General features: G+C 69.3%; 22 protein-coding genes. 14 read left to right on the top strand and 8 right to left on the bottom strand.

The window, feature by feature from the left end; translation table 11 throughout:
* The first annotated feature begins 24 nt into the window (after positions 1 to 24).
* Together AC1MEY_RS10875 and AC1MEY_RS10870 are read left to right on the top strand one after the other, a co-directional pair.
* Positions 25 to 501, top strand: a complete 477-nt coding sequence (locus AC1MEY_RS10875) for a gluconokinase (protein WP_480231417.1) — start codon at positions 25 to 27, stop codon at positions 499 to 501.
* The gene (locus AC1MEY_RS10870) at positions 501 to 1,898 is read left to right on the top strand and encodes a GntP family permease (protein ID WP_480230640.1); all 1,398 of its coding nucleotides are present in this window, start codon (positions 501 to 503) and stop codon (positions 1,896 to 1,898) included. Before AC1MEY_RS10875 ends, AC1MEY_RS10870 begins: the two co-directional genes overlap by 1 nt.
* Before the next feature lie 30 nt (positions 1,899 to 1,928).
* On the opposite strand, the gene AC1MEY_RS10865 is transcribed toward AC1MEY_RS10870, so the two are convergent.
* Positions 1,929 to 2,417, bottom strand: coding sequence for an RDD family protein (locus AC1MEY_RS10865; protein ID WP_480230639.1), 489 nt, complete (start codon positions 2,415 to 2,417; stop codon positions 1,929 to 1,931).
* A 25-nt stretch (positions 2,418 to 2,442) separates the two neighbouring features.
* Positions 2,443 to 3,453 (bottom strand): DoxX family protein, encoded by a 1,011-nt coding sequence (locus AC1MEY_RS10860; RefSeq protein ID WP_480230638.1) that lies wholly within the window; start codon positions 3,451 to 3,453, stop codon positions 2,443 to 2,445.
* Between the two features lie 150 nt (positions 3,454 to 3,603).
* Between AC1MEY_RS10860 and AC1MEY_RS10855 the strand changes: the two genes are divergently transcribed.
* Positions 3,604 to 5,001, top strand: coding sequence for an FGGY family carbohydrate kinase (locus AC1MEY_RS10855; protein ID WP_480231416.1), 1,398 nt, complete (start codon positions 3,604 to 3,606; stop codon positions 4,999 to 5,001).
* A 1-nt stretch (position 5,002) separates the two neighbouring features.
* On the opposite strand, the gene AC1MEY_RS10850 is transcribed toward AC1MEY_RS10855, so the two are convergent.
* Positions 5,003 to 5,920, bottom strand: a complete 918-nt coding sequence (locus tag AC1MEY_RS10850; protein WP_480230637.1) for a LysR family transcriptional regulator — start codon at positions 5,918 to 5,920, stop codon at positions 5,003 to 5,005.
* Positions 5,921 to 5,988: 68 nt separating this feature from the next.
* On the opposite strand from AC1MEY_RS10850, the gene AC1MEY_RS10845 reads away from it, so the two are divergent.
* Both AC1MEY_RS10845 and AC1MEY_RS10840 read left to right on the top strand, forming a co-directional pair.
* Positions 5,989 to 6,801: an acyl-CoA thioesterase domain-containing protein gene (locus AC1MEY_RS10845; protein ID WP_480230636.1), complete on the top strand. Its 813-nt coding sequence runs from the start codon at positions 5,989 to 5,991 to the stop codon at positions 6,799 to 6,801.
* A gap of 46 nt (positions 6,802 to 6,847) precedes the next feature.
* Entirely contained in the window at positions 6,848 to 8,329 is a 1,482-nt protein-coding gene (locus AC1MEY_RS10840) for an FGGY-family carbohydrate kinase (protein ID WP_480230635.1), read from the top strand.
* 7 nt (positions 8,330 to 8,336) lie between these two features.
* Here the strand turns inward: AC1MEY_RS10840 and AC1MEY_RS10835 are convergent, their stop codons facing one another.
* Positions 8,337 to 9,377, bottom strand: coding sequence for a sugar-binding transcriptional regulator (locus AC1MEY_RS10835; protein WP_480230634.1), 1,041 nt, complete (start codon positions 9,375 to 9,377; stop codon positions 8,337 to 8,339).
* 132 nt (positions 9,378 to 9,509) lie between these two features.
* On the opposite strand from AC1MEY_RS10835, the gene eltD reads away from it, so the two are divergent.
* The 8 genes from eltD to AC1MEY_RS10795 all read left to right on the top strand — a co-directional run bounded on the left by eltD (position 9,510) and on the right by AC1MEY_RS10795 (position 18,393).
* Complete coding sequence (gene eltD, locus AC1MEY_RS10830; RefSeq protein ID WP_480230633.1) at positions 9,510 to 10,598, top strand: erythritol/L-threitol dehyrogenase; 1,089 nt, start codon at positions 9,510 to 9,512, stop codon at positions 10,596 to 10,598.
* An 87-nt stretch (positions 10,599 to 10,685) separates the two neighbouring features.
* Positions 10,686 to 12,065, top strand: a complete 1,380-nt coding sequence (locus AC1MEY_RS10825) for an extracellular solute-binding protein (protein WP_480231415.1) — start codon at positions 10,686 to 10,688, stop codon at positions 12,063 to 12,065.
* A gap of 32 nt (positions 12,066 to 12,097) precedes the next feature.
* A complete protein-coding gene (locus AC1MEY_RS10820) occupies positions 12,098 to 13,054 on the top strand; it encodes a carbohydrate ABC transporter permease (protein ID WP_480230632.1) in 957 nt (318 codons plus the stop codon).
* Between the two features lie 3 nt (positions 13,055 to 13,057).
* Complete coding sequence (locus AC1MEY_RS10815) at positions 13,058 to 13,945, top strand: carbohydrate ABC transporter permease (protein WP_480230631.1); 888 nt, start codon at positions 13,058 to 13,060, stop codon at positions 13,943 to 13,945.
* A complete protein-coding gene (locus AC1MEY_RS10810) occupies positions 13,945 to 15,051 on the top strand; it encodes an ABC transporter ATP-binding protein (protein WP_480230630.1) in 1,107 nt (368 codons plus the stop codon). Before AC1MEY_RS10815 ends, AC1MEY_RS10810 begins: the two co-directional genes overlap by 1 nt.
* On the top strand, positions 15,048 to 16,175 hold the full coding sequence (locus AC1MEY_RS10805; RefSeq protein ID WP_480230629.1) for an ABC transporter ATP-binding protein: 1,128 nt from the start codon (positions 15,048 to 15,050) through the stop codon (positions 16,173 to 16,175). The genes AC1MEY_RS10810 and AC1MEY_RS10805 overlap by 4 nt, the downstream gene beginning before the upstream one ends.
* A complete protein-coding gene (gene derK, locus AC1MEY_RS10800) occupies positions 16,172 to 17,914 on the top strand; it encodes a D-erythrulose 4-kinase (protein ID WP_480230628.1) in 1,743 nt (580 codons plus the stop codon). The genes AC1MEY_RS10805 and derK overlap by 4 nt, the downstream gene beginning before the upstream one ends.
* Positions 17,911 to 18,393: a ribose-5-phosphate isomerase gene (locus AC1MEY_RS10795; protein ID WP_480230627.1), complete on the top strand. Its 483-nt coding sequence runs from the start codon at positions 17,911 to 17,913 to the stop codon at positions 18,391 to 18,393. Before derK ends, AC1MEY_RS10795 begins: the two co-directional genes overlap by 4 nt.
* A gap of 7 nt (positions 18,394 to 18,400) precedes the next feature.
* On the opposite strand, the gene AC1MEY_RS10790 is transcribed toward AC1MEY_RS10795, so the two are convergent.
* Positions 18,401 to 19,033: a flavin reductase family protein gene (locus AC1MEY_RS10790; protein ID WP_480230626.1), complete on the bottom strand. Its 633-nt coding sequence runs from the start codon at positions 19,031 to 19,033 to the stop codon at positions 18,401 to 18,403.
* 104 nt (positions 19,034 to 19,137) lie between these two features.
* On the opposite strand from AC1MEY_RS10790, the gene AC1MEY_RS10785 reads away from it, so the two are divergent.
* The gene (locus tag AC1MEY_RS10785) at positions 19,138 to 20,007 is read left to right on the top strand and encodes an EamA family transporter (protein WP_480230625.1); all 870 of its coding nucleotides are present in this window, start codon (positions 19,138 to 19,140) and stop codon (positions 20,005 to 20,007) included.
* A gap of 25 nt (positions 20,008 to 20,032) precedes the next feature.
* Here the strand turns inward: AC1MEY_RS10785 and AC1MEY_RS10780 are convergent, their stop codons facing one another.
* From AC1MEY_RS10780 to AC1MEY_RS10770, 3 genes are read right to left on the bottom strand one after another with little or no spacing between them, the layout of a single operon-like run.
* On the bottom strand, positions 20,033 to 20,890 hold the full coding sequence (locus AC1MEY_RS10780; RefSeq protein ID WP_480230624.1) for an ABC transporter permease: 858 nt from the start codon (positions 20,888 to 20,890) through the stop codon (positions 20,033 to 20,035).
* Positions 20,887 to 21,762, bottom strand: coding sequence for an ABC transporter permease (locus AC1MEY_RS10775; RefSeq protein WP_480230623.1), 876 nt, complete (start codon positions 21,760 to 21,762; stop codon positions 20,887 to 20,889). Before AC1MEY_RS10775 ends, AC1MEY_RS10780 begins: the two co-directional genes overlap by 4 nt.
* A gap of 3 nt (positions 21,763 to 21,765) precedes the next feature.
* Positions 21,766 to 22,953: a polyamine ABC transporter substrate-binding protein gene (locus AC1MEY_RS10770; RefSeq protein ID WP_480230622.1), complete on the bottom strand. Its 1,188-nt coding sequence runs from the start codon at positions 22,951 to 22,953 to the stop codon at positions 21,766 to 21,768.
* Positions 22,954 to 22,972 lie beyond the last annotated feature (19 nt).

Here is a 22,972-nt window from a genome sequence, read left to right as displayed (position 1 = left end):
GGATCAATTCGACCGGTGGTTGTCATGGGGGTGTCGGGTTCGGGCAAGTCGACCGTCGGCGCGGCACTCGCGCAGCGACTTCGGGTGCCCTTCGCCGACGCCGACGACTTCCACCCCGACGCCAACATCGCGAAGATGTCGGCCGGGGAAGCCCTGAACGACGACGATCGCCTCCCGTGGCTGGACTCGATCGGCCGGTGGCTGGCCGACCACTCGAGCGGCGGCGTGATGAGCTGTTCGGCCCTCAAGCGCGCCTACCGCGACCAGCTGAGAGATCACTGCGCAGACGTCGAGTTCCTGCACCTTTCGGGGACTCCCGACGTGATCGGCCGTCGGCAGGCCAGCAGGCCCGGCCACTTCATGCCCGCCTCGCTGCTCAAGTCGCAGTTTGACACGCTCGAGCCGCTCGCAGCCGATGAACGCGGTGTCGCCATCGACGTCGCCCAGAACATCGATTCGATCATCGACAACTACGTATCGCAGACAGGACTGGAGAGCTGATGAACGTCGTCACGACATGGCTGGCCGACGCGCCGGAACTCGCCGAGCCGGTGGCCTCCACGGGTCGGCTCGGGCTGGCGTTCCTCGCCGGCATCGCGGTGATCGTGCTGCTGATCACCGTCGTCAAGCTGCACCCCTTCCTCGGCCTCATCTTCGGCGCCGTCACGGTCGGCGTGGTCGCGGGGGAGAACTTCACCACCGTCCTCGCCTCGTTCTCCGACGGTTTCGGCAAGACCGCCGCCAGCGTGGGCATCCTCATCGCCCTCGGCGCGATGTTCGCCAAACTGCTGGCCGACTCCGGCGGTGCGGACGAGATCGTCGACACCATCGTCGGGCACGCGTCGCCGCGCATGCTGCCGTGGGCGATGGCGCTGGTCGGCGCGATCATCGGTCTGCCGATGTTCTTCGAAATCGGCCTGGTGTTGCTCATGCCGGTCATCTACCTCGTCGCGCGTCGCTCGCAGCAGTCGCTGATCACGATCGGAATCCCGGCGCTGGCAGGCCTTTCGGCGATGCACGGCTTCGTCCCGCCGCACCCCGGCCCGCTCGCGGCCATCGGCTACCTCGGCGCGGACCTCGGTCTCACCCTCGCTCTCGGTGTCGCGGTCGCGATCCCGACGATCATCGTCGCGGGCCCGCTGTTCGGGAAGCTCGCCGGCAAGTGGGTCGTCGTGCCCGCACCCGACACGTTCGACGCGGACCCGGTCCCCGAGGGCGAGCAGCGGACGCGCCCCTCGTTCGGCATCACCCTGTTCTCGGTTCTGCTGCCGGTCGTCCTGATGCTGGGCAAGGCGCTCGTCGACATCTTCATCGCGGACGAGGAGCAGTGGTTCCGTCAGATCTTCGACACGCTCGGCACGCCGATGATCGCCCTGCTGATCGCCGTCATCGTCGGCATGGTCACCCTCGGCCGCGGTGCGGGCATGGGGCGCAACGAGATCACCAAGACCGTCGAGTCGGGACTACCCCCGGTGGCCGGCATCATCCTGATCGTCGCCGCGGGCGGCGGTTTCAAGGAGGTGCTCGTCGACACTGGCATCGGCACGGCGCTGAAGAACCTCGCCGAGGGCGCGAACGTCTCGGTGCTGCTGCTCGCCTGGGGTCTTGCGGTCGCGATCCGCCTGGCGACCGGTTCGGCCACCGTCGCCACCATCACCGCGTCGTCGCTGATGATCGGATTGATCGAGGGCATGAGTTCGGGCGAGGTCTCGCTGGTCGTGCTCGCCGTGGGTGCGGGTTCGCTGTTCTTCTCCCACGTCAACGACGCCGGCTTCTGGCTGGTGAAGGAGTTCTTCCGACTCTCGGTCGGTCAGACCATCAAGACGTGGTCGATCATGGAGACGGTGCTCTCGGTCAGCGGCCTGATCGTGGTCCTGCTGCTGGACCTGGTCATCTGACCGGACGTCCGTTGAGGTAGACGCAGGTCCTCAGTTCTCGAGGACCTGCGTGCCCTCTGCGAGTTCGTCGTGCTTGCCCTGCTTGGTGGCGCTCCCGCTGATGGTCACGGCGATCGCGACGATGGCGACGAACCCCAGCAGACCACCCACGTACGGCACGACCGGCAGCAGCGTGAACGCGTTGCGGATCGCCGACTCCTTGAGGTCCGGCTTCGGCATCCCGCGGCCACCCCGAACGTGCAGGCCCAACACCTTCTTGCCCGGCGTCCACCCCTGCGTCACCTCGAACAGCACGAAGTAGCCGAACATCAGGACGCCGGTGAACAATCCGGTCACCAGGATGTTGGACAGGGTGTCCGTGGTGAAGGCGAGGAAGAACCCGACGACGCCCACGACCATCCCGTCGATCACCCGGGCGAAGAATCGCCGCAGGAGACCGCCGGGTCGCGCGCCGTAACCGGGTGTCTGGCCGCCGTGGGGGGCCGAGTACGGATCGGGGTGGGGCTCGCCATACGTCATGCGGGCCAATCTACGCCGGGAGGGCTCAGACGAGACCCTGCTTCTTCGCCTGCTTCTTGGCCTGCTTGAGCTGCTTGCGGGTCAGGTCGGCGTACTCCGAGCCGCGGTCGCTCGCCAGCTCGGCGAGTTCGGCGCTGCGCTCGCGGGCCCGCTCGGCGAACTCGGCGCTGCGGTCGCGGGCGAGGGCGGCGAGTTCCGGTCCGCGCTTCTGCGCCTTCGCGGCCAGCTTTTCGCTGCGCTTCTGCGCCTTGGCAGCGAGCTTCTCGCCACGCTTGGAGGCGACCTCGGCGAACTCACCGCTGCGCTTCTGTGCGACGTCCGCGAACTCCGAGCCACGCTTGGACGCGACCTCGGCGAGTTCGGCGCCGCGCTTCTGGGCGACCTCGGCCAGCTCGGCGCCACGCTTCTGCGCGACCTCGGCCAGCGGCGCGACGCGCTTGGAGGCGACGTCGGCGAATTCGGCGCCACGCTCGCGCGCGACGTGCAGACCGCTCTGGACGTTGTGGCCGACCCGGTCGACGAGTTCGCTGTCGATCAGCGCGGAGTTGGAGCCGACGCTGGGCAGTGCGTTGCTCACCGACTCGGACACCTTGCGGGCGGCGCGGCGTCCACGCCAGCCGAGCGAGGGCCGGCCCTCGGTGTCGACGGCGGCGATGATCAGTCCGCCGATGAGGCTGACGTCGGCGAGGAAGGCTCGGCGCTCGCCGGCCTTGCGCTCCGGGTCGCTCTCGTTCCAGAACGCATGCGCGCCAAGGCTTCCGGGGACGACGCTGACGGCCAGGGCGGCGGACGCCACGCGGGGCAGCTTGCCCGTCGCCAGCAGCAGGCCCGCACCGATCTGCACGCCTGCGGTCACCTTCGCGACCGTCTCGGCGTTGGTCGGGACGTAGGGGCTGACCGGCTCGGGCAGCTTGCTGAGTCCGTCCAGGGTGGGCTGTGCGGCTTCGATGGCCGGTTTCGGGTTGCGCAGGGAATCCACACCGCGGGAAATGAAGGTGGTAGCCAGCATGGGACGTGCGACACGACGAATCAACATGCGGCATAGGTTCCCCGAAGATCAATCTCACAAACAATCTCGTCGGGGCTCGACTAGAACCCTCGAAATTGCAGGTGGGACGGGTGGGCGTCGCCACCGTCGTGCCGCGGCCGGGTAACTTCGGTGACAACGAACAAGAAGGAGATCGCGGTGGCACTCGTCGCGGGAATCGACTCGTCGACCCAGTCCTGCAAGGTCGTCGTCTGTGACGCCGACACCGGAGAGATCCGCCGGTCCGGAACGGCGGCCCATCCCGCCGGTACCGAGGTGGACCCGGTGGTGTGGTGGACGGCGCTGGGTGAGGCGGCCGAGGCGGCGGGCGGGCTCGACGACGTCGCCGCGGTCTCGGTCGGCGCCCAGCAGCACGGCATGGTGTGCCTGGACTCCGCGGGACAGGTCGTGCGTCCCGCCCTGCTGTGGAACGACACCCGCTCGGGTGACGCCGCGGCGGCGCTCGTCGACGAACTCGGCGGCCCCGCGGCGTGGGCCGATCGGATCGGTGTGGTGCCGGTCGCCTCGATCACCGCCGCGAAGCTGCGATGGCTCGCCGACGCGGAACCCCGCAACGCCGACGCCACCGCCGCGGTGTGCCTGCCGCACGACTGGCTGACCTGGCGGCTGTCGGGTTCTGACAGCGTGGCCGACCTGCGCACCGACCGCAGCGACGCGAGTGGGACGGGCTACTTCTCCGCCGAGGACGGCGACTACGACCTCGACCTCCTCGCGATGGCGATGCGCGGCCGCCGGCCCTCGGTCCCGACCGTGGTGGACCCGGCCGGGTCCGCGGGCCGGACCACCACGGGTGCGGTCCTCGGCGCCGGTGCGGGCGACAACGCCGCCGCGGCGCTCGGGATCGGCGCCGGGCCGGGTGACTGCGTGGTCTCGCTGGGGACGTCGGGTGTCGTCAGCGCGGTGGGCGACGCCGCGTCGCACGACGCGTCGGGCCTGGTGGCGGGGTTCGCGGACGCGACGGGTCGCCAGCTGCCGCTGGTCTGCACGCTCAACGGCGCACCGGTGCTGGCCGCGGTCGCCAAGATGCTCGGCGTGGACTTCGACGAACTCGACCGGCTGGCCTTGTCCGCCCCGATCGGCGCGGAGGGGTTGTCACTGGTGCCCTACTTCGACGGCGAACGCTCGCCGAACCTGCCCGAGGCGCAGGGTGCGCTGCAGGGCGTCACCACGCGAAACCTGTCGCCGGCGAACGTCGCCCGCGCGGCGGTGGAGGGGCTGCTGGCCTCCATCGCGTTCTGCCTGGACCGCATCGCGGGTGAGGGTGTCGAGGTCCGACGCGTGCTGCTCGTCGGCGGCGGTGCGCGCTCGGAGGCGGTCCGGCGGATCGCCCCCGCGATCCTCGGCAAGCCCGTCGACGTGCCGACCCCGGCGGAGTACGTGGCGCTCGGCGCCGCGCGGCAGGCGGCGTGGACGGTGGCGGGCGGCGACGAGCCGCCGTCCTGGTCGTTCGGCGTCACCGCGACCTACGAGGCGGATCCGACGCCCGAGGTGGTCGAGCGCTACCAGCTGGCGCAGCGCCTGACGTTCGGGCAGTAGGTCACGGCCGCGCCGTCGGCCGGGGCCAGGCACTTCGCGGCAGGGTCGCCTCGTCCGGGGTCAGCCGGTCGAGCACCGCACGCAGCGGCGGCCACGTCGCCCGCCCCGCCCGTGTCACGGCGTAGGCGGTGAGGATCACCGGCGGGTCGGTCAGCGGCAGCACCGTGACGCCGGCGCCGGCCGGTCGGTCCAAGGGCAGCAGGCCGATGCCGTAGCCCGCGGCGATCAGTTCCTCGACGAGGTCCAGGCTGTCGATCTGGTGGGCGATGCGCGGCGTGAACCCGGCCAGCGCCCCGAGCGTGCGCACGGCGTCCTCGTCGGCGGTGTTGCGGGAGTTGACGATCCACGTCTGGTCGGCGCGGGCGGCCAGATCCGCCGGTCCTCGGGCGTCGTCCTCCGGCACGCCGAGGCCCCAGGCGGTCGACCACATCGGGACGGGATCCAGCGCGGGGCCCGGTGACGCCGGGGCGAGGTTGTAGTCGTATGTCAGCGCCAGGTCGAGGTCGTCGTCGGCGAGCAGGGCGAAGGCCTCGATCGGCTCGTACTCGTGGATCAGGACGTCGATGCCCGGGTGCCGGGCGGTGAGGTCGGCGAGAATCGGCAGCAGGGACACCCGGATGCCGGTGGCGAAGCCGCCGACGCGCAGCGTGCCCGCGGGGTCGGCATCGGGATCCAGGTCGAGGCGCGCCGCGTCGACCGCGGCGAGGATCTCGACGGCGTGGTCGGCCAGGCGGCGCCCCGCAGGCGTGAGCCGTACCCGCCGCCCCTCCGGTTCGATCAACTGGGCGCCGGTCTCCTTGGCCAGTGCGGCGATCTGCTGGGACACCGTCGAGGTGGTCAGGTGGTGGGTATCGGCCACCGCTCGCATCGAGCCGAGCCGGGAGAGGGCCAGCAGCAGTTGGAGTCGGCGGGTGTCCACCCGCACCATCGTCCACGTTTCGCGATCGCTGCGTGGGTCATCGATCGACGATGTGCGACGATGCCGGGATGACCGCCCGCCCGGCCCACTTCGTGCAGACGTCCGACGACACGTACGAGCCGACCACCTACGCGCAGAGCCACTGGGGCGACGATCACCTCAACGGTCCGGCCGTGGTGGGGCTCGCGGCAGCGGTGCTGGACGCGGCGCACGGCGACCCGGAGTTCACCCCGGCCCGGTTGACGGTCGACCTGTTCAAGGCGGCTCGGGGCGTGCCGACCACCGCCGTGCTGCGCGTGCTCCGCGACGGCAGGCGCGTACGCAACGTCGAGTGCGAACTGATGCAGGACGGTGCCGCGGTCGCCCGGGCCATCCTGGTGCAGTACCGCACGGCCGAGGCGCCGCGCGGCGAGGAGTGGTCGGGCGCAACCGGGTTCACGCCACCCGACGACGTCGACGACGACCGGAACATCTACGTGGGCTGCGACGAGATGGGGTGGACGCACGCGATCGCCGAGCACCAGAACGCCGCGCGTAAGCGCTGCCTCAACCGGTCGATCGACGCCGTCGCAGGCCGCGCGAACTCACCGCTGACCAACGCCGCCGCCGCGGCGGAGGGCACCAGCCTGGTCACCAATCTCGGCACGGCGGGCGTCGGCTACATCAACGGCGATCTGACGGTGGCACTGTCGCGCCTGCCGCGGTCGCACTGGATCGGCGTGCAGGCCGACTCGCACTGGACCTCGGACGGCATCTCGGTGGGCACCGCGACGCTGTTCGACGCCGTCGGCCCGTTCGGCACCGGAATGGTCACCGCCGTCAGCAACCCGGCCGCCCAGATCGACTTCAGCGCCGACCCCTTCCCGGACCGAACCCGCTGACCCGTGCCCCCGTACCGGCCCGGACCCGGCACGTAGGGTTGGCGCCGTGGACCTGCTGCTCGGCATCGACATGGGGACGGGGAGCACCAAGGGCGTGCTCGTCGACGCCGTCGGCACCGTGCTCGCGACCGAGACCATCACCCACTCGATCGACCTGCCCCGTCCCGGGTGGGCCGAGGTGGACGCCGAGAAACTGTGGTGGCGCGAGGTCTGCGAGGTCAGCAGCAAGCTGATGGCGGGGATGCCCGACGGTGGCGTCCTGTCGGCGATGTGCGTCAGCGGGGTCGGCCCGTGCCTGGTGCTCTGCGACGCCGATCTCCGGCCGCTGCGGCCGGCGATCCTGTACGGCATCGACACCCGGGCCACTGCCGAGATCGACTCGCTGACGGCCGAATTCGGTGCGGACGCCATCCTCGATCGTGCCGGCACGCTGCTGTCCAGTCAGGCCGTCGGCCCCAAGCTCGAATGGGTGCACCGGCACGAACCCGAGGTCTTCGCCGCGGCCGCCGGCTGGTACGGCTCCAACTCCTACGTCGCCGCGAAGCTCACCGGCGAGTACGTCATCGACCACCACACGGCGAGCCAGTGCGATCCGCTCTACGAGACGCGACTCTTCGACTGGAACCGGCCGTGGGCGGAACGCATCTGCCGGCACCTGCCGCTGCCCCGGCTGGTGTGGCCGAGCGAGGTCGTCGGGACGGTGCGGCCCGAGGCGGCCGAGGCCACCGGCGTCCCCGTCGGGACCCCGGTCGTGGCGGGGGCGGTCGACGCCTATTCCGAGGCGTTCTCGGTCGGCGTCCGCGAACCCGGCGACCAGATGCTGATGTACGGCTCGACGATGTTCCTGGTGCAGATCATCGACGCGTACTACAGCGACCCCACCCTGTGGACGACGGTTGGCGTCGAGCACGGCACGCTCGCGCTGGCGGCGGGGACGTCGACGGCGGGCAGCCTGATCGGCTGGCTGCAGACCGTCACCGGTGCGGCGCCGATCGACGAGCTGATGGCCGAGGCCGCCGCCGTGCCGCCGGGCAGTGAGGGCCTGCTCGTCCTGCCCTACTTCGCGGGTGAGCGGACGCCGGTCTTCGATCCCCGGGCGAGGGGCGTCGTGGCGGGCCTGACCCTGCGGCACGGCCGCGGCCACCTGTTTCGCGCTGCGTACGAAGGCATCTCGTTCGGCATCCGGCAGATCCTCGAGCGCTTCGACGACGCGCACACCGGCACCAGGACCGTCGCGGTGGGCGGCGGTCTGCGCAGCCCGGTGTGGGCGCAGGCGGTCAGCGACGTCACCGGTCGCGCGCAACTGGTCCCGGAGCAGGCCATCGGCGCCAGTTACGGGGATGCGCTGCTGGCGGCCATCGGGGTGGGTCTGGTGCCGCGGGACACCGACTGGGCGCGGATCGAGCGCGAGATCGAACCGAATCCGTTGACGCGCAACCTCTACGACGATCTCTACGAGACCTGGCGCGAGCTGTATCCGGCGACGCGCGAGCAGGTGCACCGCCTCGCCGACCCCCGCGGGCACTGAGGCGGGATCAGGACTCGGGCGGTGCCGCGTCGAGCAGGGCCTGTGCGGTCGCCGGGTCGGTGACGAGCCGGTTGAAGTAGCCGCCGCGGGCGCCCGCGGCGATGGAGACCAGCTTCTCGGCGCCGACGGCCACGGCGATGGTGACCGGGATCCGCTGCAGCGCATCGAGTTCGAGCGCGATCAGGCGGTCGCTGCCCTCGAAGTCGACCTCGTCGCCCACGCGGTCGTAGAACCGGGAGCAGACGTCGCCGACGGCCGCGCGCAGCGACGTCGAGCCGGTCGGCACGAACCGGGGGATGTCGGACCGGGTCAGCGGGGGAGCGCCGACGCCCATCAGCGCGCACCGGGCGGCGGGCCACTGGTGCAGGACCCGCTGGATGGTGGGGTCGTTGAGCAGCGACTGGTACAGCTCGGGCCCGGGCAGGGCCGGCGCGAACAGGTAGTTCGCCCGCCCGCCAACGCGATTGGCGACCAGCCGGGTGATCTCGTTGGTCTGGTACCAGTCCTCGGGTTGGTCGTTGCCGCCGACCGTGGGCGCGATCACCACGCCGGGCAGCGGGGTCAGGTCGTGCTGGGCGAGTTCGTAGACGGTGCGGCCCGACGACACCAGCAGCACGTCGCCGGGGAGCAGGCCCGCCTCGGCGAGTGCGCGGCCGGTCGCGGGTGCGAGCGTGCGGCCCATGACGTCGACGACGCCGCGGCCGGGCCCCGGCGTGGGTAGCGGTGCGCTGAGGTAGACGCGTTCCAGTCCCATCGCGCGGGCCACCTGGTCGGCCAGGTCGCCGGGACGCGACTCCGCCGGCGGGACCACCTCGATGCGGACGATGCCCTGGCGTTTCGCCTCGGCGAGGAGCCTGCTGACGGTCGCCCGGCTGGTGCCGAGCTGATCGGCGACCTCGGCCTGGGTGGCCTCGTCCTCGTAGTAGAGACGAGCTGCCGTGTAGAGCAGTGCGGACGGGAAGTGGCTGGTCTCGCCGTCGGAGGACACGGTCCCGGGGTGGCCGTCGACGGTCGCCGTCGCGGGGTTCTGCGGGGCCGGCCGGGGCATGCTCGAAGTATGCCCCAGAACATCTGTTCTGGGCAGATTTTTGCTGAACATCGGTTCTGGACAAATGTGCACCGTCCTGGTTAATGTGAGCGCGACCACACATGCGAGATGCGCCATGAAGGGCTGGAACCGATGAGCGAACAGATCCCCGAGAAGATGCAGGCCGTCGTTTGTCACGGCCCCCGCGACTACCGGCTCGAGGAGATCGCCGTCCCGCAGCGCAAGGCGGGCGAGGCCCTGATCAAGGTCGAGGCCGTCGGCATCTGCGCCAGCGACCTGAAGTGCTACCACGGTGCCGCGAAGTTCTGGGGCGACGAGAACCGTCCGGCCTGGACCGAGACCATGGTGATCCCGGGACACGAATTCGTCGGGCGCGTGGTCGAACTCGACGACGAGGCGGCGTCCCGGTGGGGGATCGCGGTCGGTGACCGGGTCACCTCGGAGCAGATCGTGCCGTGCTGGGAGTGCCGGTTCTGCAAGCGGGGTCAGTACCACATGTGTCAGCCGCACGACCTCTACGGATTCAAGCGCCGCACGCCCGGGGCGATGGCCTCCTACATGACCTACCCGGTCGAGGCGCTGGTGCACAAGATCTCCGGCGACCTGCCGCCCGCGCACGCCGCGTTCGTCGAGCCGCTGTCGTGCTCGCTGCACGCCGTGGAGCGCGCGCAGATCACCTTCGAGGACACCGTGGTGGTCGCGGGCTGCGGGCCGATCGGCCTCGGCATGATCGCCGGCGCGAAGTCCAAGAACCCCATGCGCGTCATCGCACTCGACATGGCGCCCGAGAAACTGGCACTCGCCACGAAGTGCGGCGCCGACCTGGTGATCAACATCGCCGAGGAGGACGCCGAGACGATCGTCAAGGAGCTCACCGAGGGCTACGGGGCCGACGTCTACCTGGAGGGCACCGGTCATCCGTCCGCGGTGCCGCAGGGTCTGAACCTGCTGCGCAAGCTCGGCCGCTACGTCGAGTACGGCGTCTTCGGCAGCGACGTCTCCGTCGACTGGAGCATCATCAGCGACGACAAGGAACTCGACGTCCTCGGCGCCCACCTCGGGCCGTACTGCTGGCCCGCCGCCATCAAGATGATCGAGTCCGGCGTGCTGCCGATGGACGAGATCTGCACCCACCAACTGCCGTTGACCGAATTCCAGCAGGGCCTCGACCTCGTGGCCAGTGGCAAGGAATCCGTCAAGGTCTCACTCATCCCCGCCTGAGAGGCGTCCCCCGATCATGAATCGAAGGCAACCATGACCCCCGATCACGGGCACCGTCCCCGCGGGCCGCAGATGTCGCGGCGCAACATGCTGGCCGCCATGGGCATGGCCGGCGCCGCCGCGGCCAGCCTCCCACTGCTGTCGGCGTGCGGCGTCGGCGGCGGGACCAGCCTGCCGAACGGTGCGGGCGAGGTCACCGGCGGCTTCGACTGGCGCAAGGCCGCCGGTTCGACGCTCAACATCCTGCAGACCCCGCACCCCTACCAGCTGTCGTATCAGCCGCTGCTCAAGGAGTTCACCGAACTCACCGGCATCACCGTCAACATCGACCTGGTGCCCGAGGCGGACTACTTCACCAAGCTGAACACCGAACTCGCCGGCGGGTCCGGCAAGCACGACGCGTTCATGCTGGGGGCGTACTTCATCTGGCAGTACGGTCCGCCGGGATGGGTGGAGGACCTCGGTCCCTGGCTGCAGAACACCTCGGCGACCAGTGCGGAGTACGACTTCGACGACATCTTCGAGGGTCTGCGCACGTCCACCCGCTGGGACTTCACCCTCGGCAACCCGCTGGGCACCGGTGGGCAGTGGGCGATCCCGTGGGGCTTCGAGAACAACGTCGTCGCCTACAACAAGCGGATCTTCGACGAGAAGGGCATCTCGAAGCTGCCCGACAACCTCGACGACTTCATGCAGCTGGCGATCGACCTCACCGACCGGTCGGAGAACCGGTACGGCCTGTCGACCCGCGGCTCGAAGTCGTGGGCCACCATCCACCCCGGCTTCATGACGCAGTACACCCGCCAGGGCGCGGTCGACTACACGTGGAACGGCTCCGAACTGGTCGCCGAGATGGACAGCGACCAGGCGATCGACTTCACCCGCAAGTGGATCGACCTGCAGCACCAGGCCGGCCCGACGTCGTGGACCACCTACGACTACCCCAATGCCACCGGCGATCTCGGCGACGGCAAGGCGATGATGGTGTTCGACGCCGACAGCGCCACGTACCCGAAGAACAAGCCGGGCGCGAGCAAGGAAGCCGGCAACATCGCCTGGTATCCCGGACCCGCAGGACCGGACGGCAACTACAAGACCAACCTGTGGACGTGGAGCTGGGCCATGAGCGCGAACTCGCGCAACAAGCTGCCCGCGTGGCTGTTCATCCAGTGGGCGACCGGCAAGGACTCGATGAACAAGGCCGTCGAGGGCGGCACGTACGCCGACCCGGTACGGAAGTCGGTGTTCGACACCACCTTCAAGCGGGTCGCGGCCGATCAGTTCGGCTACCTCGAGACGTTCGAGACCGTCATCGGCGAGTCGAAGATCCAGTTCACCCCGCAGAAGAAGTTCTTCGACACCACCCAGAACTGGGCCGTCGCGCTCCAGGACATCTACGGCGGTGACGACGCGGCGTCGCGGCTCCGCAGCCTGGCGAAGACAAACACGTCCAAGGTCAACCTCTAACAACCGTGTTCATTTCACAGAGCGGCTAACCCATGACGACTCAGACCCCGAAGGCGCCGGCCACCTCGCCGGAACAGCCCGCCGCCGCGTCGCGGCGCAATCTGCCCGAGGTGCCGAGCTGGCGCCGCAAGGCGCGGCCCTACCTGCTGTCGATCCCCGCCGTGGTGATCGTCATCGGCATCCTCTACCCGTTCGCGGTCGGCGCCTACTACGCCTTCCTCAATTACGCTGCGGTGAACCCGGATCCGCACTTCGTGTGGTTCCAGAACTTCGGTTCGGTCCTCGGTGACCAGGTGTTCTGGAAGAGCGTCCAGGTCACCGTCACGTTCGCCCTGGTGGCGACCGCGGTCGAGACGGCGCTCGGCGTCGGGCTCGCGCTGCTGCTCAACCGGTCGTCGATCATCGGCAAGATCTTCGAGAAGGTCCTGATCCTGCCGCTGATGATCGCCCCCGTCATCGCGGGCGTGATCTGGAAGCTGATGTTCAACCCGCAGTTCGGCATCCTCAATCACATGCTGGGACTGGGCAACACGTTCGACTGGCTGTCGGCGGGCACCGCGCTGTGGTCGGTGATCCTGGTCGACGTCTGGATCTTCACCCCGTTCGTCGCGATCCTGGTGCTCGCGGGCATCCGGTCGCTGCCCAAGGAGCCGTTCGAGGCGTCCGAGGTCGACGGCGCGTCGGGCATCTACATGTTCCGCAAGCTGATGCTGCCCATGCTGTGGCCCTACATCCTGGTGGCCGTCATCTTCCGGTTCATGGACAACCTCAAGGTGTTCGACCACATCTACGTGCTGACCGCCGGCGGCCCCGGCGTCGCCACCCGCACGTTGCAGATCGGCGCCTTCGAGGACTCGATCATCAACCTCGACTACTCCCGCGGCAGCACCTACATGCTGCTGCTCTGGATCATCGTGTTCATCACGGCGCGCTACCTGGTCAGCGTGCTCGGCAAGGCGCAGCGTCGTGCTGCGGGAGCGGAGTCCTAGACCATGGCCGCGAAGTCGTTGTTCAGCAGGGCCGAACTCCTGCCGGGCCAGAAGCGTCTCTCGATCGGGTCGGTGGCAGCCGACGTCGGTCTCGTCTTCTGGTTCCTCTTCTCGCTGTTCCCGATCTTCTGGATGCTGATGCTGGCGCTGAAGAACGCCGAGCAGCAGACCAGTACCTACTTCACCTTCAGTCCGACGTGGTCGAACTTCGCCACGGTGCTCTCGGACAAGGGCACCCAGATGACCAGCGTCGACTTCAAGGCGTCGCTGCTGACCAGCCTGCTGAACTGCGGTGGTGCGGTGGTGGTCTCGCTGGTGATCGGCATCCCCGCCGCCTACGCCGCCGGACGCTGGCAGTACCGGGGGTCGAACGACCTCATGTTCCAGATGCTGTCGTTCCGGTTCGCGCCCGAGCTGATGGTCATCGTGCCGCTGTTCGTCATCTACAACCAGATCGGCCTGTTCGACACCAAGGTAGGCATGATCTGGGTGCTGCAGCTGGTCACGATGCCGCTCGTCGTGTGGATCCTGCGGTCCTACTTCCAGGACCTCCCGGAGGACCTCGAGCAGGCCGCGCTGCTCGACGGCTACACCCGCCGGCGCGCATTCCTGATGGTGGCACTGCCCATCGTGCGACCCGGCATCGCGGCCGCCGCGCTGCTCGCGTTCATCTTCGCGTGGAACAACTACGTGTTCCCGCTGATCCTCGCCGACAGCAATGCCGGCACCGTCACGGTGGCGATCACCAAGTACCTCGGCGGCGGCGGGCAGGCGTACTACAACCTGACCGCGGCGGCGGCGCTGATCGCCGCGCTGCCACCACTCATACTCGCGCTCACGATCCAGCGTTACCTGGTGCGTGGCCTGTCATTCGGGGCGGTGAAGGCCTGATGGCTTCCGTATCTCTCAAGAATCTCTCGAAGACCTTCGGGAAGACGCACGCGGTCCGCGACCTCACGGTCGACATCGCCGACGGTGAGTTCTTCGTCATCCTCGGCCCCAGCGGTGCGGGCAAGACGACGACGCTCAAGTCGATCGCCGGTCTCGTCGACATCGACGGGGGCACGGTGGCCATCGACGGCACCGACGTCACCCGGGTCGAGCCCTACCACCGCAACGTGGCCATGGCGTTCGAGAGCTACGCCCTGTATCCGCAGAAGACGGTCAGCGAGAACCTCGCCTCGCCGCTGAAGTCCGGGCGCACGGGCAAGTACACGGCCGCCCAGCAGACCGAGCGCATCGACCAGGTGACCACGACGCTGGGAATCAACCACCTGCTCAAGCGCTTTCCGCGTGAGCTGTCCAACGGTCAGCGTCAGCGCGTCGCGCTGGGCCGGGTGCTGGTGCGGCCCGCCGACGTCTATCTGCTCGACGAACCGCTGAGCCACCTCGACGCGAAGCTGCGTGCCTCGATGCGGGCCGAACTCAAGCAGCTCGGCGCGATGTCGAACACCACCACCGTGTACGTCACGCACGACTACCAGGAGGCGCTCGCGCTCGGCGACCGCATCGCGGTGCTGCGCGAGGGCGCACTGGTGCAGATCGGCACGCCGGAGGAGATCTGGCGGCGTCCGGCCGACACCTTCGTCGCGCGTGCGCTCGGCCAGCCCGAGATCAACGTGTTTGACGGCGTCGTCGACGGTGGCCGGATCCGGCTCGGGGACGGCACCTTCGACGTGCCGGTGCCTGCGGACGTCACGGCGTCCTCCGGGGACCGGGTGCGCGTCGGGTTGCGTCCCTGCGACGTCCACGTCGCGGAGACGGGCTCGCTGAAGGGGTCGGTGCAGCTGGCCGAGCGTCTCGGCCGCAACGTCGAACTCACCGTCCAGATCGGCGGCGAGCAGCTCATCGTCCTGGCGTCCGGCAGGGAGGGCGTCGGCGAGGGATCGCCGGTGTCGATGTCGATCGCCGACAAGGACGTTCACGTCTTCGAAGCGGGCGAGGGTGACACCACCCGCCTCGGTGCGCGCACCGACGAACTGGAGGCAGCACTGTGACGACCACCGAACGTCCGAAGAGCACCACCACCACGGCCCAGAGCCTGACGCTGACCGACCTGGTCAAGACCTACGTGGCCCGCGGCCGCGAGAGCTTCGCCGCGGTCAAGGGCATCAACCTCGACATCGCGCCCGGTGAACTCGTCGCACTGCTCGGCCCCTCGGGCTGTGGCAAGACGACGACGCTGCGCATGATCGCCGGGCTGGAGACCGTGACCAGCGGATCCATCAAGATCGGTGACCGCGAGGTCTCGCAGCTGCCCGCCGCCAAGCGCGGCATCGGCGTCGGCTTCGAGAGCTACGCGCTCTACCCGCCGATGTCGGTGCGCGACAACCTGCTCTACGGCCTCAAGGCGCGCAAGGTCAAGGGCGCCGAGCAGATGGTCGATTCGATCAGTGCGCGGCTCGAGATGGACGAGCTGCTCGGTCTGCGGCCCGCCGGCCTGTCCAGCGGCCAGAAGCAGCGCGTGGCACTCGCCCGCGCGCTGGTCCGCAACCCACCGGTGCTGCTGCTCGACGAGCCGCTCAGCCACCTCGACGCCTCGGCGCGCCAGCGGGTGCGCCGCGAGTTGAAGGTACTTCAGCGCGAATTCGGCTACACCACCATCGTGGTCACCCACGATCAGGTCGAGGCGCTGTCACTGGCCGACCGGCTAGCCGTGATGGACGCCGGGGTGGTGCAGCAGTTCGGCACGCCCGACGAGGTGTTCGACGATCCGGCGAACCTCTTCGTCGCCCAGTTCGTCGGCGAGCCGGCGATCAACGTCGTCGAGGGCGTGGTCCGCGTCGCAGACGGTCGTACCCGCGTCGAGATCGGTTCGCGGGCAGGGTATCTCGACACCGACGCAAGTTCGGTGCCGGACGGCACCCGGGTGAAGGTCGGCGTGCGCCCGCAGGACTGCTCGCTGAGCGAGTCGGGCGACGGCGTCACCGTGACCGTCGCCTACTTCGAGCACCTCCTCGAATTCGGCCTCGCCACGACCACGGTCTCGGGCATGGAGGAGGGCATCGTCGTGCAGACCCCGGCGGCCGAGGAGTACCGGCTCGAGCAGACCGCGGTCGTCTCGGCGCCCGCCGAGCGCGTGTACCTCTTCGACGCGGAGACGGGGGAGCGGCTGCGATGACCAAGCTGTTCAACGACCCGGCCCGCTTCACCGAGGACATGCTGGCCGGGTTCCTCGACGCCAACGCCCGATACGTCGTCGGCGTCCCCGGCGGCGTGGTTCGGGCACACGACACCCGGCCGGGCAAGGTCGCCGTCGTGATCGGCGGCGGCTCCGGTCACTACCCGGCCTTCTGCGGGACGGTGGGTCCCGGCTTCGCCGACGGCGCCGTGGTCGGCAACATCTTCACCTCGCCGTCGGCGGAGGACGCGGCGTCGGTCGCGCGCGCCGCGCACGGTGACGCCGGCGTGCTGCTCACCACGGGCAACTACGCGGGCGACGTCATGAACTTCACCCTCGCGGTCACCCAGTTGCGCAGCGAGGGCATCGACGCCGAGTACTTCGCGGTCACCGACGACGTGGCCAGCGCGCCTAAGGGCGAGGAGGCCAAGCGCCGCGGCATCGCCGGCGACTTCACGGTCTTCAAGTGCGCCAGCGCCGCCGCCGAGGACGGACTCGACCTGGCCGGCGTGGTGCGGGTGGCCCGGGCCGCCAACGCCGCCACCCGCACGCTGGGCGTGGCGTTCGACGGGTGCACGCTGCCCGGCGCGGACCACCCCCTGTTCACGGTGCCCGAGGGGCACATGGGTCTCGGGCTCGGCATCCACGGCGAGCCCGGCGTCGCCGACGAGGTGATGCCCACCGCCGACGAGCTGGCGCACACCCTCGTCGACGGCGTGCTGGCCGACTACACAGACTCGGACTCGACGCGCATCGCCGTCATCCTCAACGGTCTCGGCCGCACCAAGTACGAGGAGTTGTTCGTCGTGTGGGGCACGGCGTCCCGGCTGCTGCGCGAGCGCGGCTACCAGGTGGTCGACCCGGAGGTCGGGGAACTGGTGACCAGCCTCGACATGTCCGGTTGCTCGCTGACGGTGATGTGGCTCGACGACGAACTCGAGAAGTACTGGACCGCAGCGGCCGACAGCCCGGCCTACCGCAAGGGCGCCGCACGGCAGGACCAGTCCGCCGTCCGCACCGACGCCGCTGCCGACGCGGCGGCACCCACGGTCGACCTCGCCGCGCTCGCCGACGACGACGGCAGGGAGTGCGGCCGCAGCGTCGCCGCCGCGCTCGACGCGCTGGCGACGATGCTCGCCGGTGCCGAGGACGAACTCGGTCGCATCGACGCCGTCGCAGGCGACGGCGACCACGGCCGCGGCATGGTCAAGGGATCGTCGGCGGCCCGCGAGGCCGCGGCCCGAGCCGTGCAGGACGGCGCCGGTCAGGGATCGGTGCTGGCCGCCGCCGGCAAGGAGTGGGCCGCGAAGGCAGGCGGCACGTCGGGTGTGCTGTGGGGTGCGCTGTTGACCGCGGTCGGCGCGCGACTGGGCGACACCGGCCGGCCGGACGACGCGACCGTCGCCGCGGGAATGCGCGACGGCTACGACGCGCTGATCACCCTGGGCGGCGCGGCACCGGGCGACAAGACGATGCTGGACGCGATGCTGCCGTTCGTCACCGAACTCGAACGCGGGGTCTCCGGTGGCGCGTCGTGGCTGGACGCGTGGGCCGGGGCCGCGGACGTCGCGACCACCGCGGCGACCGCGACGGCGGACCTGCGGCCGAAGGTCGGCCGCGCCCGGCCGCTCGCCGAGCGCAGCATCGGCACGCCCGACGCGGGCGCCACGTCACTGGCGATGTGCGCACACACGGTCGCGGAGAGCTTCGCGACCACCACGAGGAAAGACGGGACATGACCGAACGAACACTTCGCATCGTCGTCGGCTCCGACGACGCGGGCTTCGAGTACAAGGAAGCCCTCAAGGGTGACCTGAACGCAGACCCGCGCGTCTCCGAGGTCATCGACGTCGGCGTCGGAACCGACGAGAACACCGCGTACCCGCACGTCGCCGTCGCGGCGGCCCGGCTGGTCGCCGAGGGCAAGGCCGACCGGGCGCTGCTGGTGTGCGGCACCGGTCTCGGCGTCGCGATCAGCGCCAACAAGGTGCCCGGCATCCGTGCGGTCACCGCGCACGACGGGTTCTCGGTCGAGCGGTCGGTGCTGTCGAACGACGCGCAGGTGCTGTGCTTCGGCCAGCGCGTCATCGGGTTGGAGCTGGCGCGGCGACTGGCCCGCGAGTGGCTCGGCTACGAGTTCGACCCCAACGGCCGGTCGGCGGACAAGGTCCAGGCGATCTGCTCGTACGAACCCGACGCGCAGCCGGCCGCCCGCTAGCGCCGGCTCAGGCCCTGTCGTCGGGGCGCGTCATCGTGAACTTGGTCTCCGGACCGATCTCGGCGTAGTCCGCCGGACCGCCCGCGCGCAGGATGGGCCGGGCGCCGTAGGTGTCGTAGACGCCGTCGATCAGGTGTTCGCGGTCGATGTGCACGGCGACCACCTGCCCCAGGACGAGCCAGGTGTCGACGTCGGCACCGTCGACGTCGGTGAGCCGGATCAGCTGCGTCAGGCGGCATTCGAAGTTGACCGGGCTCTCCAGCACCCGCGGCGCCGCGATCAGACGCGACGGCACCGGGGTCAGACCGCTGCGCGTGAACTCGTCCTCGTCGGCCGGTACCGCCGCCGAGGTCTCGTTCATCGGATCGGCGAGCGCCCGGGTGGCGAGGTTCCACACGAAGTCGCCGGTCGCGGAGACGTTCGCGACCGAGTCCTTCCAGCCGATGGACGAGAACCCGACGATCGCCGGCCGGTAGTTGAACCCGTTGAAGAAGCTGTAGGGAGCCAGGTTCCGCGCTCCGTCGGCGCCGAGGGACGAGATCCACCCGATGGGCCGCGGACCCACGATCGCGTTGAACGGGTCGTGCGGCAGGCCGGTGCCCTCGGCGGTGTCGTAGAAGTGGGCATCGTCTCGAGCCATGGCTGGCTCCCTCCTGGGGTATGGCGAACCGTTCGAAGATCGTGAACGGTATGTCCGGATAAATCACGTGGACGCGAACGGTCATGCACACGTTGAATGGCCTGGTGACATCCAATCAGGCCCGCGTCGGCGCCTTCATGGCGACCGGATCGATGCTGAGCGTCCAGGTCGGCCTCGCGCTGTCGCTGGGCCTGGTGGACCGCATCGGCGTCGAGGGCGCGGCGTGGTTGCGCCTCGCCTGGGCGGGCGTGCTGCTCCTGGTGCTGGTGCGGCCGCGGCCGTCGGCGTTCACCCGGCAGTCGTTCCTGACGTGCGTGGCGCTGGGCGTCGTCACCGCGGGCGTCACCATGCTGTTCATGGCGGCGATCGCGCGAATCCCGTTGGGAACGGCCAGCGCTCTGGAATTCCTCGGCCCGCTCGGCGTGGCGGTGCTCGTCGGCAGGGGCAGGCAGCGGTTCGTGTGGCCTGGCATCGCCGCCGCGGGAGTGCTGCTGCTGACGCGGCCGTGGGAGGGCACCGTCGATCTGGTCGGCGTCGGCTTCGCGCTGGCCGCCGCCGTCTGCTGGGCGCTGTACATCCTGCTCACCCAGCGCGTCGGCGACGCCGTCGAGGGCATCCAGCCGCTCGCGGTGTCCATGGCCACCGCCGGCCTGTTCGCGACGCTGGTCGTCGGACCCGTGGTGCTGCCGCGCATCACGTGGGACGTCCTGCTGTGGGGCATCGGTCTCGCGCTGCTGCTGCCGGTCGTGCCCTTCACCCTCGAACTGCTCGCATTGCGACGCCTCACCACCGCCGCGTTCGGCACGCTGATGGCAGTCGAGCCCGGCTTCGCGATGCTGGTCGGCTTCGTCGTGCTGCAGCAGGTGCCCGGCGTCGCGGCGCTGATCGGTATCGCACTGGTGGTGCTCGCGGGGATCGGGGCCGCCCGCAGCGGCGCCCGCACGGTGCCGCCCGTGCCCGCCGAGGTGGGCTGAGCGCGGCGGCGCCCGGCCCGGACCCTCAGGTGATCTTCTTGCGGCGGTAGAGCGTACCGACCGCGAGCAGGATCAGGCTGATCACCAGGATCGCCGTCGCCAGCACGTTGATCTGCGGCGGCACCGCGGCCTTCACGGCGGCGTTGACGTAGAGCGGGTAGGTCACCGTGGAGCCGCTGACGAAGTAGGTGACGATGAAGTCGTCGAGCGACAGCGCGAACGAGAGCATCGCCGCGGCAACGATTCCCGGCACGATCAACGGAAGCGTGACCTTGAAGAACGTGCGGGTCGCGTTGGCGCCGAGGTCCATCGACGCGTCCTCGAGCGTCCAGTCGAAGCCGCGGACCCGCGCCCGCACCGTCATCGCGATGAAGCTGACCTGGAACGCGATGTGCGCGATCACGATCGTCGAGTAGCCCGCAGCCCAGCTGAGGTCGAGGAACAGCGTGAGCAGCGACGCGCCCATCACGACCTCGGGTGCCGTCAGCGGCAGGATCAGGAACGAGTCGATGGCGCGGTCGCCCCGGAACCGCTGGCGTACCAGTGCGATCGCGACGAGCGTGCCGAGCACCAGTGCCACCGCCGTCGACACGGCGGCGACGTTCAGGCTGAGCTTCAGCGCCTCGGTCAGCGCCGGGTACTTGAACGGGTCGGCCCAGTTGTCCAGCGTGAAGCCCTGCCAGGTGTAGTTGAACTTGCCCGCCGGCTTGTTGAACGAAAACAGGATGATCACGAAGATCGGCAGGAACAGGTACAGCAGCACCAGTCCGGCGATCACGCGCAACAGGTTGTCGCCCAGATTGATCCGCTGCGCCAGCGAGCGCTTCGGCGTGACGTCGCCGACGGTCTGGTTGGCCTCGCCGATCTCGTCCTGAATCGTCATACCAGGTCCTCGGTTCCGAGCGCTCGCGTGTACAGCAGCACGCCGACCAGGATCAGCGCCATGAGCAGGAAGCTCAGCGCGGCCGCCGCCGGATAGTCCTTGACCACCAGGAACTGTTTCTGGATCACGTTGCCGATCATGGTGGTCTGGGTGCTGCCGAGATAGTCGGCGTTGATGAAGTCGCCGACCGCCGGGATGAAGACGAGCATGCTGCCCGCCAGCACGCCGGGGGTCGACAGCGGCAGGATCACCTTGCCGAAACTCCGTGGCGCAGAGGAGTAGAGGTCCTTCGAGGCCTCGAGCAGACGCGGATCGATCTTCTCCAGGCTGACGTACAGCGGCAGGATCATGAAGATGATCCAGTTGTAGGTCAGGCCGCCGATCACGGCCCAGCCGGTCGAGAGCAGCCGGCCCTCGTCGGGCAGCAGCCCTATCGCGCCGAGCCCCTGCACCACCCAGCCCTCGTCGGCGAGGATCGTCTTCCACGCGAGCGTCCGTATCAGGAACGTCACGAAGAACGGCAGGATCACCAGGCCGAGGATCAGGTTCTTGTATCTGCCTGCCTTGAAGGCGGTCACGTACGCCAGCGGATAGGCGAGCAGGATGCACAGCACCGTGGCCACGGCGGCGTAGGTGAACGACCGGATGATCTGATCCTGATACGTGCTGAACGCATGGCCGAAGTTGCCGAAGTTCCAGTCGAACGTCAGCGTCGGCAGGTACACCGATCCGGCCGAGCTGGACAACGAGGTCCGTGCCAGTGAGAAGAACGGCACCACGAAGAAGATGCCGAGGTACACCAGCGCGGGTAGCACCATCAGGTAGGGGGCGACCTTGCTGCGCTGCCTACCGCTCGCCGCGACTCCCGCCATGCGTCAGCCGCCGGTGACGGCGGCGTACATGGTGCTGTACTCCTGGGTCTGCTCGTCGGTCAGCGGCGCCCACGACTTGAGGTTGGAGTCCATCTCCGACGACGGGTTGATCAACGGGTTCTTCGCGGCGGCCGGGTCGATCTTGGCCAGCTCGTCGGTCATGTCCGACAGCACCGGAACGTACTGCACGAAGGCGACCAGCTTGGCGTAGTTGGCGCGGTCGTAGACGTAGTTGATCCACTCCTCCGCGCCCTTCTGGTTCTGCGTGGTGTAGGGGATCGTCATCGTGTCGATGAACCAGTCGCCACCGGACTCCGGCACGATGAACTGCAGGTCCGGGTTGTCCGCCTGCAGCTGCACGATGTCGCCGGAGTAGGCCTGCGCGATCGCGATGTTTCCCGCGGCGAGGTCGTCGGCGTAGTCGTTGCCCGTGAAGCGACGGATCTGTCCCTTGTCCTTCTGCTCCCGGACGAGGTCGACGGCCTTGGTCACCGAGTCGGTGCTCGGGTCCTCGATCGAGCCCCCCTGAGACTGCATGATCATGCCGAGGCCGTCCTGGACGTCTGAGAACAGGCTGACCCGGCCCTTGTACGCGGGATCCCAGAGGTCGTCGATCGACCGGATGTCGCGTCCGGTGGCGGCCCGGTTGTAGGCGAGGCCCACCATGCCGGTCATGTACGGCGCGGTCACCTTGCGGCCGGGGTCGACCTTCGAGTCGAGCAGGTCCTGGCGGAGGTTCTTCTTGTTGGGCACGCCCTCCTCGCTGATCTCGTTGAGCCAGCCGAGACCCTTGATGCGGGCCGCCATGAACTCGGTGGGCACGACGAGGTCGGCGCCGATGTCCTGCTTGCGCGACAGCGGTTCCTTGACCTTCGCGAACCACTGCTCGTTGTCGTTGAAGTCCTCCTTGTAGTCCACCGTCAGACCCGACGCGGTCTGGAAGGCGGCCACGAAGCCGTCGGCCATGTACAGCGGCCAGTTGGAGATGCGCAGCGTGTTGCTCGACGTCCCCGTGGTGTCGCTGTCGCCGCCACCGGAGGACGAGCTGTCCGACCCGCACGCCGCCAGGAAGGCCGGCCCGAGGACCGCCGCGGCCGCCGCGGCGGCACTACCGCCGATGAAGCGTCGACGGCTGGTCGGGTTGGCGGCCAGTCGGGAGAAGAGGCGGGGGTCGAAGTTGTCGCGGGCCATGGCTGCGGTGCCTTTCGTC

Source organism: Mycobacterium sp. PTI7, from assembly GCF_056679845.1.
Note: the sequence above shows the minus strand (reverse complement) of the source record. Positions and strands in the feature narration are given on the sequence as shown.